10 protein-coding genes, 2 tRNA genes and 1 pseudogene are annotated in these 12,738 nt (G+C 62.8%); 8 read left to right on the top strand and 5 right to left on the bottom strand.

Going from position 1 to position 12,738, the window contains the following annotated elements:
- Nucleotides 1–88 precede the first annotated feature (88 nt).
- Entirely contained in the window at nucleotides 89–1,267 is a 1,179-nt protein-coding gene (locus OMK73_RS02485; protein WP_267600545.1) for a transposase, read from the top strand.
- A gap of 574 nt (nucleotides 1,268–1,841) precedes the next feature.
- On the opposite strand, the gene OMK73_RS02480 is transcribed toward OMK73_RS02485, so the two are convergent.
- On the bottom strand, nucleotides 1,842–2,963 hold the full coding sequence (locus OMK73_RS02480; RefSeq protein ID WP_267600544.1) for an ATP-binding cassette domain-containing protein: 1,122 nt from the start codon (nucleotides 2,961–2,963) through the stop codon (nucleotides 1,842–1,844).
- Nucleotides 2,964–3,307: 344 nt separating this feature from the next.
- Between OMK73_RS02480 and OMK73_RS02475 the strand changes: the two genes are divergently transcribed.
- The gene (locus OMK73_RS02475; RefSeq protein ID WP_267600543.1) at nucleotides 3,308–4,198 is read left to right on the top strand and encodes an MBL fold metallo-hydrolase; all 891 of its coding nucleotides are present in this window, start codon (nucleotides 3,308–3,310) and stop codon (nucleotides 4,196–4,198) included.
- A gap of 106 nt (nucleotides 4,199–4,304) precedes the next feature.
- Nucleotides 4,305–5,219 carry a LysR family transcriptional regulator gene (locus tag OMK73_RS02470; RefSeq protein ID WP_267600541.1) on the top strand — a complete coding sequence of 305 codons (915 nt, stop codon included), beginning with the start codon at nucleotides 4,305–4,307 and terminating at the stop codon, nucleotides 5,217–5,219.
- A gap of 156 nt (nucleotides 5,220–5,375) precedes the next feature.
- On the opposite strand, the gene OMK73_RS02465 is transcribed toward OMK73_RS02470, so the two are convergent.
- The gene (locus OMK73_RS02465) at nucleotides 5,376–6,932 is read right to left on the bottom strand and encodes an IS3 family transposase (protein ID WP_420715435.1); all 1,557 of its coding nucleotides are present in this window, start codon (nucleotides 6,930–6,932) and stop codon (nucleotides 5,376–5,378) included.
- 63 nt (nucleotides 6,933–6,995) lie between these two features.
- Between OMK73_RS02465 and OMK73_RS02460 the strand changes: the two are divergent.
- From OMK73_RS02460 to OMK73_RS02450, 3 genes and pseudogenes are all read left to right on the top strand, one after another.
- Nucleotides 6,996–7,166 (top strand): annotated as a pseudogene (locus OMK73_RS02460) (panthothenate synthetase); the annotation flags it as partial.
- A 632-nt stretch (nucleotides 7,167–7,798) separates the two neighbouring features.
- Nucleotides 7,799–7,872: transfer RNA gene (locus tag OMK73_RS02455), tRNA-Gly, on the top strand.
- Between the two features lie 2 nt (nucleotides 7,873–7,874).
- Nucleotides 7,875–7,953, top strand: a tRNA-Ile gene (locus OMK73_RS02450).
- Between the two features lie 490 nt (nucleotides 7,954–8,443).
- Here OMK73_RS02450 and OMK73_RS02445 read toward each other — a convergent pair.
- Entirely contained in the window at nucleotides 8,444–8,953 is a 510-nt protein-coding gene (locus OMK73_RS02445) for a DUF1993 domain-containing protein (RefSeq protein WP_267600539.1), read from the bottom strand.
- Nucleotides 8,954–9,662: 709 nt separating this feature from the next.
- Between OMK73_RS02445 and OMK73_RS02440 the strand changes: the two genes are divergently transcribed.
- The gene (locus tag OMK73_RS02440; protein ID WP_267600538.1) at nucleotides 9,663–10,076 is read left to right on the top strand and encodes an NINE protein; all 414 of its coding nucleotides are present in this window, start codon (nucleotides 9,663–9,665) and stop codon (nucleotides 10,074–10,076) included.
- 161 nt (nucleotides 10,077–10,237) lie between these two features.
- Nucleotides 10,238–10,558, top strand: a complete 321-nt coding sequence (locus OMK73_RS02435) for a hypothetical protein (protein WP_267600537.1) — start codon at nucleotides 10,238–10,240, stop codon at nucleotides 10,556–10,558.
- Nucleotides 10,559–10,685: 127 nt separating this feature from the next.
- On the opposite strand, the gene OMK73_RS02430 is transcribed toward OMK73_RS02435, so the two are convergent.
- Entirely contained in the window at nucleotides 10,686–12,086 is a 1,401-nt protein-coding gene (locus OMK73_RS02430; RefSeq protein ID WP_267600536.1) for an ISKra4 family transposase, read from the bottom strand.
- A 32-nt stretch (nucleotides 12,087–12,118) separates the two neighbouring features.
- Nucleotides 12,119–12,727 (bottom strand): plasmid pRiA4b ORF-3 family protein, encoded by a 609-nt coding sequence (locus OMK73_RS02425; protein WP_267600535.1) that lies wholly within the window; start codon nucleotides 12,725–12,727, stop codon nucleotides 12,119–12,121.
- Between the last annotated feature and the right edge of the window lie 11 nt (nucleotides 12,728–12,738).

Raw genomic sequence — 12,738 nt, 5'->3', positions numbered from 1 at the left:
CGTGTGGCCGCCGCGCTGCTTGCGCGGGTTTTAGCGCAAGCAGCGCGGCGGCCAATGAGGATCGTTTTCGGTCCTCTTGCGATTGCCCATGTCTTTGTCCAACCGTGTACGACTGTGTCTGTCCGAATGGATCAACCTTCTGCTTCTGGCCGTGCCAATTCGCTCTCGCGGGAGCTTTGTCGAGCTGCTGTGCGGCTGTATGGTTTCGCCAGAAGGCTGGGTGACGCGCGCTATCAGCGCCATCGCGCGACGCAGGCACTGGACGACCTACTACAAGCTTCTCGGGCGCGGCAGCTTGCGCACCGTGCGTTTGGCCCGCCAATTGTTCTTGCTGGTGCTCACAGTGCTGCCATGCGATGTGCTGACACTGGTCATCGACGATACACTGGTGCCGCGCTCCTCGGAGCAGGCGCCCGGTTGCGCGTATCGCCACGACCACAGCCGCAAGATCAATCGGCCGCAATTCATACGGGCCCAGTGCTGGGTTACGCTGGGCGTGAGCGCGCTGGGCAACGGCGGGGTCAACCTGGTGCTGCTGTTCGATTCGTGGTTCATGCGCGCCCGCCTGGTATTGCCTTTGCTGCGCAGACAAATGCACGTGATTGGACAGGCGCGCATCGACACCGCGCTGTTTCTCGTGCCGCCACCGCCAACCACACCCAGACGTGGTCGCAAGCGCATCTATGGCGAGCGCCTGAACGCCGAGGCCATCGAAGCACTGCCCGCGATCGAACTGCGCATGCCGCTCTATGGCAAAGACCAGCAGGTTCGCCTGCGCTCTGCCGAGGCCCGCGCGCGCTTCCTCAAGGGCGCGTTGGTGCGTGCCGTCTGGTGCCAGTTCTTCGATGCGAAGAAACAGGCCTGGACCAAGCCCCGTCTGCTGCTCGCGAGCGAAACGGACTTGAGCGCCCAGGAGATCGTGCAGTTGTACGCGCGCCGCTGGGGCATAGAACCGCTGTTTCACAATCTCAAGCGCTGGTTCGGCGTGAGCAATCTCTGGCAGCAATCGCGCACCGTGCTGGAGTTGTGGATGCAAATTCGCTCGATGGCCTGGACTTTGAACCAACTGCTGAGTCTGGTGCTTGTCGAGACCTTCCCGATGAACGCGGTCGCACCATGGCGCATGAATCAGCCCGTCACGGCCGGTCTGGTCACGCAGTGGCTGCGCATGGAATTTACCGGACTTGCGTTTCGCGACGGCCTGAATCGCAAGTCCCAGAAATTCCAGTGGCCAACGCCACGCAACGACACGCGACCGACCTCGTAGGATTGCCCGCTCGCGCTTCTGACGGCGTCTCATCGCTGTTTCCATTGCCAAATCGCCTCGTTGACGACCACCGTCGCAGCCGGTGAGGCAGCCATTCGCATGTCTAATGTTGAGTTTGTCGGTAAACCGGTAACATTCCTTCGTGAGGCAACACGCCCGGACATCCTGCTTGACGCTATCCACGAGCCACCACCGCCACCGGCCGTTCCCACGCATTTGCAGAGATGCGGGCGACCGTGGAGAGCGAGGCACCGATCCCGCGGCCCGTCGCTTGCGGCTGGTGACAACCTGTGGCTGTGGTCTGGCCGCTGGTAGGCCCGGGCGATCAGGGGCGGTCCGCTAATCTGGTTGGGTGGCGTTCCTTATTTTCCCTGTTCTTGAGAAGAAAGATTATCAAGAATAGGGAAAAGTGATGCATTGGCTGCAATCGAATGCCGCAATTGATTTTTGTGGCACATGAGGCGCTTTGTGAGTGTCACGTCTCAAAGTTATTGGGTTTTGTTTCGCAGTTAGTGGGTTGAATTCTCAAAGTTAGTGGGTAAAAGGAACGGCCGGCGGGGCGCCATGCCAAGTGTCACGTCTCAAAGTTGTTGAGTTTTGTCCCGAACGACACATAACCAGAAGTGCAGATGTCGGCATTTTCGTATTGCTGCGTTGGCAGGGAAGCGCTGCCCAGCGTGGTCTTGCCGGAGCCAGAGCCGCCCACCACCGCAACCACTTCGCCGGGCCGGATCGCCAATGAGACCTGGTCCACCGCCAGCTTGGCCGCTGTGCGCGAGAACAGCCGGTGGTTGCCGGGATAGCCCACCGAGACATTGCGGGCCTCGATGATCGGCGGCGCATCCGGCACGGGCGGGCGATTGTCGTCGCGCTTTGGCAGGGCGTCGATCACGCTGCGCGTAGCCGCCTCGCGCGGGTTGCGCAACACATCTTCGACCGGGCCCGATTCGACCTGGCTGCCGCGCCCTAGCACCAGCACCGAGTCGGCGTAGTGGGCGACCAGTTGCAGATCATGCGTCACCAATAGCACGGCGGTGCCACTGGTGCGCGTGAAGTCGGCCATGATTTGCATGACTTCCCGCTGGCTCAACGCGTCCAGCGCTGTGGTCGGTTCGTCGGCGATCAGCAGGCGGGGCTTGAGCAGCATCACCGAGGCCAGCATGATGCGTTGGCGCATGCCGCCCGAGAACGCGTGGGGGTATGACGCCATGCAGTTTTCCGGGTCCGCGATCTGAACGCGCCGCAGCATGGCCACGGCACGCTCGCGCGCGGCCTGCGCCGTCAGCTTCTCGTGCAACATCAAGCCTTCGCGCAGTTGAGCGCCTACCGTCATCGCCGGGTTGATCGAGACCATGGGCTCCTGGATGACCATGCCCGCCACCTGACCGCGCAACCCGCGCATGCCGCGCATGCCGCGCTCCGACAGGATAGCGATGTCGCTGCCCGCAAGCGCGATGGTGCCGCCGGTCTGGTGCACCTGCGCCGGCAAGGGGCGCATCACTGCGCGGCCGGCCATGGTCTTGCCGCTGCCGGATTCGCCGACCAGCGCCAGCACTTCGCCCGGCGCGATGTCGAACGAGATGCCGTTGAGGATCTGGGCGCCGGCCGCGCTGAGCAGCGTCAGCGCTATGCATACGCTCGGGGCAATGCCCAGCCAGGCAGCGGATTCGATATAGGGGCGGCCGGAAGACAGCATGTTGCCCCACGGATGGCCTTCACCCTGCTGATACGCTTCCCACACCTCACATTTTGGAAATACGAAACGGTTTTGTGCCAAGCACAGGGCGCAAGTCGGGGAACTGCCGTCGCAGCCTCTCAGGCGGCGCAGGGGGAGGGTGGCAGTCAGGCGAGGCGGAGGGCAGGGGCGGACGTCGCCGGATGCCGCTGGCTGCGGCGGGTAACGCCGTCCGAAACCCCACTTTCGGAAAGCGAAATTGGCACCCGCGGTGAAATCGCCGATGCTTGGAGCCTGCCAAGCGGAGCCGCCGATCCGGCGCACCGGTCCCGGTCCGCATAGAACAAGGAAGGAGACACCGTATCATGATGCAAACGCGCACCGTCGGCGACCTGAAGGTCACCCGTATCCTCGAATATGCCGGTCCCACGCACGATCCGGCCTTCCTGTTCCCAGACATCGACCGCTCGGTCCTGGATGCGAATGCCGGCCTGATGGCGCCGCACCATTGGATCCCTCACATGAACAAGCTGATCGTGACGATCCAGTTCTGGGTGGTGTACGCGGGGAGCCATATCATCGTCGTCGATACCGGCGTGGGCAACTTCAAGCCGCGCGCGGGCATCGCACGCATGAACATGCTCAACACCCTGGTGCGCGAATGGATGATTGCGGCCGGGGCGCCGCCGGAGAAGGTCACCCACGTGGTCATGACGCACCTGCATGCCGACCACGTCGGCTGGAACACCACTTGGCAGGACAACCGCTGGGTGCCCACCTTCCCCAACGCCCGCTACTACCTCCCCAAGGACGACTTCGTCTTCTGCGAGCAGGGCCGCAACAAGGAGCCGGGCGTGGTGGACGTGTTCGGCGAATCGTTCTTCGACAGCGTGATGCCGGTGGTCGACGCGGGGCTGGCCGAGATGATCGAGCCGGGGCGCGAGATCGCCGATTGCCTGCAGGTAGAGGCCGCCGCCGGCCACAGCCCGGGGCAGGTCGCGTTTCGGGTCCGTTCGCGCGGCGAGGAGGCAATCTTCTGCGGCGACATCCTGCACAGCCCGCTGCAGATCGTGCGCCCGGACGTGAACTCCGGCTACTGTATCCGCCCGGACCTTGCCCGCAGCACGCGCCTGACCTTCCTCAACCAGGCCGCAGACACCGGCGCGCTGGTGCTGCCGGTGCATTTCGGCGAGCCGTATTGTGGCTACGTGCGGCGCCAGGGCCAGGGCTTCCGCTTCGAGCCGGCGGGCTGGTAGCACAAGGCGGCCGGGCTGCGCGCCGGCGCCCGCGCCATGGCGCCAGGTTTCTCCCGCATCGGGGTTATCATTCCCCGCTACATGATTGAGCCGCGAGACCTGCTGCATGGCTATCCCCTTTGACATCACCGACTTCCGCCTTTTCGTCAACGTGGCGGAAACGCGCAGCCTGACCCGCGGCGCCGAGCGTTCGTTTCTTTCGGTGCCGGCGGTCAGCAACCGCATCAAGAACCTCGAGGACACGCTCGGCGTACGGCTGCTGGAGCGCTCGCCGCAGGGCGTGGCGCTGACGGCGGCCGGCGAGGTCTACCTGCACCACGCGCGCGTGGTGCTGGCCGAGCTGGAGCGGCTCACCGGCAACCTGCAGCCCTTCACCGCAGGCCTGAGCGGGCAGGTCAAGCTGGTGGCCAACACCACCGCCATCACCGAATACCTGCCGCCGGTCATCGGGGAGTACCTCGCCACCCATCCGGATGTGCGCATCGACGTGCGCGAGCGCCTGAGCGATGACGTGGTCCGCGTGGTCCGCGAGGGTGGCGCCGATCTCGGCATCATCTCCGGCAATGTGCCCACCGCAGGCCTGCAGGCAGTGCCCTTCGTCAAGAGCGCGCTGATCCTGGTCGCGCCGCTCGGCCATCCGCTGCTCGCGGAGCCGGCCGTGTGGTTCGAGCAGTCGCTTGAGCATGCCTTCGTCGCCTTGCTCGAGGGCAGCGCCTACCAGATGTTCCTGACGCGCGCCGCGGGCGCGCTGCACAAGCCCATGACGATCCGGGTGCACGTGGCCAGCTACGACGCCACCTGCCGCATGGTGGCTGCCGGCGCCGGCATCGCCATCGTGCCCAAGGCCGCCTTCGCGCGCCTCAAGGCCGAGCAGCGCATCGGCTGCAGCGACCTGCGCGATGACTGGGCCCTGCGCACCTTCCAGGTCTGCGCGCGGGACCTGGAGGGCTTGTCCAGCTTCGCGCGCGAGTTCGCCAACCGCCTGATCGGCCACTACGCGCCCGCCGGCGGCGCGGCCTAGCTGCGGGGGCGGCGGGCCACCTGTCGCTCTTCCCACCCACCCAGGGCGCCTTCTCTTTGCCTTCCTTTCACCGTTCGCGGTTGCCCTCGGCACAGCGCGCGAAGCCCCTCGCCGTTCGTCGCGCGGAACGTGTCAATGACTTTGCGTCACCTGGCTTCATGAATTTACTGTGCCGGACTGTGGTGTGTTTGGGGTAATGGCCTCCGATGGCGGCGGGTTGATCCAGACTGCTGTGGGCAGCCGCGGTGGTTCAGGGCGACGCCCTTTAAATCTGTTTGGGGACGCCCGGAATGCTGTGTCGAGTGCTGCCTGACGGGTGAGGTGCAACTCCTGGGCGAGCCCATAATGAACGCTGTGCGGCGTCATGAATCCGATGCCCGAGTGCCGATGCACGGTGTTGTACCAGGCGAAGAATGCCTGGCAGTGGGCGCGCGCATCCTCAATGCAGCCGAAGCGCGCGGGGAAGTCCGGGCGGTACTTCATCGTCTTGAACTGCGACTCCGAGAAGGGATTATCGTCAGATACGTGAGGCCGGCTGTGGCTTTTGGTGATGTCCAGGTCGACCAGCAACGCGGCCACCGGTTTAGAGCGCATGCTGGCACCGCGATCGGCATGAAGCGTGAGCACGCCGGGGGCGATATCGTGGCGTGCCACGCTGTCGGCGATGAGCTGTTCAGCGAGCTCCGCGCTCTCGCGCCCGGCGATCAACCAGCCCACGACATGGCGGCTGAAGATGTCCAGGATGACGTAGAGGTGGAAGCACGTCCACCTGGCTGGCCCCTTGAGTTTGGTGATGTCCCACGACCACACTTGGTTAGGCGCGCGCGCCAGCAACTCGGGCCTGGTGTAGGCCGGATGGACAAGCTGGTTGCGTCGCTCGCGCGAGCCGCCATTGGCCGCCAGCAACCGGTACATGGTGCGCACCGAGCCCAGGTAGCGGCCCTCGTCGAGCAACGTGGCGTGTAGCGCCGCCGGCGCGGTGTCGGCGAAGCGCTCGCTGTTAAGGGTGTCCAGCAGCACCTGGTTTTCCAGGGCATCCAGAGCCAACGGTGGCCGGGGCCGGGCAGTGGACCGTGGCAGTGGACCGATGAAGGCCATGCGACGCAGGTGGGCCCGCTGCCGGGCAGGCGTGCCGCGCGGCACGCCCAGGGCATGGCAGGCCGCGCTCGCGCCCAGGGCCGGAGTGAGCTCTTGCACAGCCGCCATTACGGCTTGTCGGTGTCGTCGTCGATCGGATTGCCCAGCAAGGCTGCAAGTTTTTTGGACGTCGATCACCAGCAGCGCCTTGTCGAGTCGCCTCCTGAGATTATCGCGCTCGCGCGTGAGCTGCGCGATGTGCCGCGCCTCGGCCCGAGTCTCGTCGAATTTGGGTCCGCGCTTTTGTGGGGCAAGGGCAGCCAGTTCGGCAGCCTCGCGCTGGCGCCGCCACGTGCTCAAGGATGACGAGTACACGCCTTCATGGCGCATCAGCGCGCCGATCTCTCCGGGCTTGGTGCAGCGGTCAGCCGCCTCCAGTATGCGGCGCTTGTCGGCGTTGGAAAATTGCCTGCGCCGAGCGCGAGCAACGACCTCTGAATCGGTGCCGGACGCTGACGCCAGCGTCGCCGATCCGGGCGCCTCTTCAGTCGCCCTACGGGCTCCTTGCGTTGCGCCCGGATCGGACACATTCTTGACGGCGGCCATCGTTGCCTTGGATGAGTTGTTGACGGTCATACCTACCTCGTTGCTCACTAATCTATCAGGGATAGGTGACGCACGTCATATTGGCACGGGGGCGGAATGCGCTGCGGGGTATTCCTGATCAACGTCGAAAATCCATCTGACGTTCCCGCTTTTGCTGAACCCTTCTTCCTCAACTTCCAGGCCAACTGCAAGTTCCGCATTGTGATGAGCCAGGAAGACCTGCAAAAGGCTGGTCTGGAGGCGCTAGGGAAGAAGTGGGCGTGATGAGTGGTCGGCGAAATCGGTAATGAACGGCCTCCCGACCGCCCCGTCCGAGAATGCACCGCTATCTTCCGCATAAGCCCCGGCATGAGCCGGTGAGGTTGGCGAAAGGAAGGGACCGCTACCGCGAACGTCAAGGGCAACCCATGGGCGATTGTTAATTTCATGATCATGAAATTATTCTGTTGGGTGCGTAGAGACCAACAGCACCGACGATGGGCACTGATACAAAGAGGTCCGGAGGCAAGTCTTCCTGAATGAGGGCCATGCCACAGCGTCAAAGTGCGGCCGCCCCCCAATGATTGATCGTGGCAAGCCAGTTAATCTTCGGGCCACAGGGGCGCCGGGCCATATAGTACCTAACCGATACCATATTGGTATCCAACAGATACTATTTGACTTCCCATGATGGCCGGATAGGTTGCAGCGGGCCTTCATTTCGAGCAGACGGTAGAAGATCTCCGGGTAGTTTCTCGAGGCAACAGCCGACCACTGCCGCAGCGATGGCCTTACATCGGCGCCGGAGTTGCGAAACCGCCGTAGGTGCACCGTGCAGCGCGGATTTCGTGACAAGCAGCTACGCCTAATTCGCGCCACGCTAATGGTGGGAGCTGCTATCATGCCGCGCACCGCACGCGGGTGTAGCTCAATGGTAGAGCAGAAGCCTTCCAAGCTTATGACGAGGGTTCGATTCCCTTCACCCGCTCCATCGGGCCTCTAGTTCATGCCTGGTTGGAGCAGCGGACTCATAATCCGTTGGTGCCGTGTTCGACTCACGGGAGGCGCACCATTCAAATCAAGGGGTTATCACGTTCTGCGTTGTAGTCCCTTGTCCGTTCTGGCTTCCATCTAACCGCCTGGCGGGCGGGTTCCAACAATGGCAATCCGGTCGGCACCACGACACAGACACCGTCAAAGAGAAAGCCCTCAGCCGCACAGGCTAGGGGCCAAACTTCCAAGAAGAAATCTGGCGACGCTCGCAAGTCACCCACGTTTAGTATCCGCTCGCCCCGCGCCAGCCCGCAACCTTGGTTCAGCAGGGGCACGCCCACCGAGGTGCTGGCGCAGTTCTCGCACAACCTCCGCGACAAGATGCGCGTGACCATCGACCGTCCCGGCCTGCCGGACGCGCGCGGAGGCGCAGCGCGACCACACGCGGACCGCGGTGGTCCTCCGCGACGATGGGCACGCGATGCTTGATGTGTTTGTGCGGCGCCTTGAGAAAGCAACAACCACGCAAAGTTACAGCGAACCGCAGCTCTTCCCGAAAAGAGGGAGTCTCAGTACGTACCCATATAGTCACGCTTGCCAATTTCCACACCGTTATGGCGCAGGATCGCGTATGTGGTGGTGACATGGAAGTAGAACTGGGGAAGCCCGTAACTCAGCAGGTACGACTGGCCAGTGAATTTCTTCTCCTTCGGCGTGCCCGGGCGCGTAACGATTTGGCGCTCCTCGTTGCCATCGATCTGTGCCGACGTGAAGTCTTCGATGAAAGCCAGAGTTTTGCTGATAAGCGCTTGCAACTCCGCGAAAGTCTGTTCGGTGTCCTCGTACTTGGGAACTTCCACACCGGCAAGACGTGCAGACACGCCCCTGGCGAAATCGGCGGCAATCTGCACTTGGCGGATCAAGGGCAACATATCAGGAAACAGGCGGGCTTGCAGTATTGCGCTTGGATCGATGTTCTTCGCAACAGCATGCTCTTCCGTCTTGGCCAGAATAGCGCTAACGCTGTTCAGCATTTGCTTGAAGAGCGGAACAGAGGTGGCGTACAGGGAAATGGTCATGGAACTTCCTTTAGTTGAATGTGACTCAATTATAGACAGGAACCGACGGGCCCTACTTGTGTCGACTCGCCACACCTCCTGATTGCCGAGAGGAAGAACGCTCGGCAAGGGTGGTTTGTTCCCGCCTGCGCTGCGGTCCCGCCGAAGCGGGCTGCAGCAATGTGGCGGTGGCGCTAGTACGTGCACAGGCGGGCCGCCTGTCGTGCGGAGATCGAAACGAAAGGATCTGTCGCAATAAGGAGGTTAATGCGAGTTGGATCGATGCGCTGTGGACCACTTACATCGTCAACGAGTAGAACTGGTCGGCAGCATAGCTAAACTAGAGGCCGTTGTTACCTCCAGCCACGCACCGATGCATTAAACATAACCTTTATGCGGCGAATTTCGCTTGTAGCGGCTAAGCCGCCGGACCTTGGGCCGGCGGTATCAACAGGATAGCGCCGCCGGCTTGCTGAATCGCCACCAAGGGCAACTGGCGAACAGCCGGAGACCGCCGGGCCTTGCGGCGCGGGCGCTTGGCTTGCCTTGTGACAACTATACGGACTCAGGCTCGATCCTAGCCTACGAGAGGCTGCGAGCTCCATTGCATCGGGCTGGCCAATGAGACGGTACGTAGGATGGGAATCCATCGCCCGTACTTGGATCGCCAAATGGCTTCGGTGCTACAGGCTATGTCATCATCGCGCCAAACCACTGCACGAGGCGAACAATGCATCCATCGAGCAATCCCCCGAGGGATACCCACAGCAAAGCCATCGGTTATCTGTTGTGGATCTTCGGCTTCACCGGTTCCCATCGCTTTTACTACGGCAAGCCGGTGACCGGAACGATCTGGTTCTTCACGTTGGGCCTGCTCGGGATCGGCTGGCTCATTGACCTGTTCCTGATCCCCGGCATGGACCGCGAAGCGGACTGTCGGTTTGCGTCCGGCAAGTACGACTACAACGTGGCGTGGATCCTACTGACCTTCCTCGGCATCTTCGGTGTGCATCGGATGTATACCAGCAAATGGATCAGTGGCCTGATCTACCTGTTGACCGGCGGCCTATTCCTGATCGGCGTCCTGTATGACTTCTGGACGCTGAATGAACAGGTGTCGGAGAGGAACAGAATATATCCCTAGTGACGCTCGCGTGCAGCTCTCTACCGGGGCTTGCGCATGCTGCAGGGGCGTATCGAAGCGGAGTCCGCCGAGGCGGTCCAACGGCTCCCCACGCGGCCGCGCAGAGGCGTCACGAGGAAGGCAAGCGCCAGGTCGAGGCGCTCGAGCAGGAGTTGAAGGCGTTGCGTACTCAATTCTCGAAAGATCTGGAGCTGGAGCGCACCCGCGAGCAGGCGGCGGTGGCGCAGGAACGGGCCAGTGCCACCGAGCGCCGCGCGCTGCGCGAAATCGACCAGGAGCGCACGCTGCGGCAGAAGGGCGAGCAGGCGCTCGTGGACCTGCGCGTTGAACTGGCGGCGGTGCAGGCGCGGGCGCGACTGCAGGCACACGCGCAGCCGGCAGCTGGCGGAGGCAGAACAGGCGCTCGGGCAAGGCGAGGCGGCACAGGGAGGTTTGCGAGCCGACAGGTTGACAAGACGGCCTCCACCGGGCCGTTACGTTGAGCCGTCAGACCACGCCGGAGTGAATCAAAGCTCGAGAAGAAACTCAATCAATGCGGAGTTAACGAAATCCGGCGCTTCTTGCTGTAGCCAGTGCCCTGCTCGGAGACCGCGCCAAAGCGGGGGCCAACTAAGCGGCGATGCGGTGGTTTTCTGCTCTGGCGATGGAGGGATACCATCGTTCAACGTGCGATCGGAGCTGGTCATTGAGCACGGCAGTCCGGATTTGTAGCAGTGCGTGCGCGTGCCGCGGCCGCCAGGCCATCTGTTGGCGTTTGACGAACCGCTTGCTGATCACCTGGTTGACGGCCGACTCGACGAAGCCCGATGCAATGGGCTCGCCGTGGCGGTAGCGGTCACCGTAGTTCACGATGAAGCCCCTGTTGTTATCCAGATAAATGATCAACTCCTCGAGCTTGCCAAGGAGCTTGGCCTCCTCGGGACTGGCTTCGGCGTCGAGATCCCAGCCCAGGTTTTCCAGCCGGCGCAACGCTGGATAGGGGCAGCCGTGCCACAAGTGCCACTTGGCACCTTGCAGCGCCTTGATCAATATCGCATTGCTCGGGCCATCGCTGTGTGCTGGCCGGCCCTTGATCATCTGCTCGAGGTTCTGTACCCGCATGGCGATGTGAAACCAATCGAGGATGCACTCACCGCGATCACCAAAGCCGAACTGGGCAGACCGTACGGTATCCCCGCCGTCCGAGAGAAAGGTAACCGGTTGATCCGGTTGCACACCTTCTCGCAGGAGGAAATTCAACATCCGATCGGCCGGCCGATGCTCCAGTTTGTGTACGTAGGCAAAACTGTGGCCGGCACCCTGATCCCGCATGGACTTGCCGACAATCACCTCAAACCAACCGTCCTGGCGACGCTTGCGGCCCGCCAGCCGAAGGTAGCCGCCGTCAATGCCAATCGCGCGCACCGGACTGGGTTCCGGGATGTCGGGCGAACGAATGCTCGCCGCCATCTCCACCTGCTGCCGGGCATCGGCGGCCTGTTCCGCTTCCAGCCGGCGACCGAGCACGGTGACCTGGCGCCGGATCGAGCTGGCTGCCAGCAAGTGATCGAGCGGCAACACCTCCTGCAAAACGTTGACGGTCAGGCCATAGGACATCAACGCTGCAAACTTGACCTCGAGATACTGCAGTTCTGGACTGACCCGCTCAGGCAAAAAGCCGGCGACCGGACTGAAGCTCGGTGCGTCGCCCTTGCACTGCCGGCAGGGGTACAGCCTGGGACTGTCAATCGACAGTCGCCCGAACGCACTACGGAAGACCAGGTGATGGTGGCCCTTGCAAGCCAACTGCGCACCGCACGTGGGGCAAACGCTGGTCCGGGCAACCGCCTCGGCAACCTGCTGTGCCGCGACCATCGTGCGCTGCAGCCGACCCAGCAATGATTTCGCTTCCGCCAAGTGCAGACCCAGCGAGCCGGCATCGAGGCCGGCTCGCTCGAACTGCGCAATCTCGGTGACGGTGGCAGGCGCGTCACCCTCGGTATCCACTACGACTTGCAAGCTGATCCGCATGGCGGCCTCCCACGCATGTCTGGGCAGCCAGTCTATGCCGGGATTTGTTGCAAACGTTCATTGGCGGTCCGACGGTCGAAGCGCCGGTCCAGCCAAACCAGCCATTGGTCGACCTCATCCCGCAGGTCGTCCAGCATAACTGGACCCTCGCGCAGCGACTCGAGCCAGTCGAGGAACTCGTACTCACTGCGTTCGTCCCTGGCCTCCAGATACCTCTCGATCCCGCCGATGTCCTCTGGCGGGCAAGGCCCGCAACCCGCCACGCAGCGTGGCAGCGGCCCAGGACGCTGCCGCAGCATACGCCGCTCGACGCGTATATCGTGCCGCCACCACGCGTTGAAGTCGTACACATAGACGAAGCCTTCGTGTTCTCGCAGACTAAACGCGGCCAGCGTCAGCTCGTTTGCCACCGTGGAAAATTGCAGGACGCCCTCATGGGCCTCGCCGTAACGCCTGCCTCGGATCGTGAACTGGTGCAGATGTTCGTCCGTCCAGCCCATGACTACCTGGATGACACTGTGCAAGTACGCGAGCGTCAAGTGCTCGGGAAAGATGACGCGCCGCCAAACCGGCGGGCTCAAGCCTCGCAGGCTGATTCGCAACTGGAGGACAGAGATCGCCGGTTGAAGATCGAAGGACATGAGCACATTGT

It is taken from the genome of Cupriavidus sp. D39, assembly GCF_026627925.1.
Classification (GTDB): Bacteria; Pseudomonadota; Gammaproteobacteria; order Burkholderiales; family Burkholderiaceae; genus Cupriavidus; species Cupriavidus ulmosensis.
Note: the sequence above shows the minus strand (reverse complement) of the source record. Positions and strands in the feature narration are given on the sequence as shown.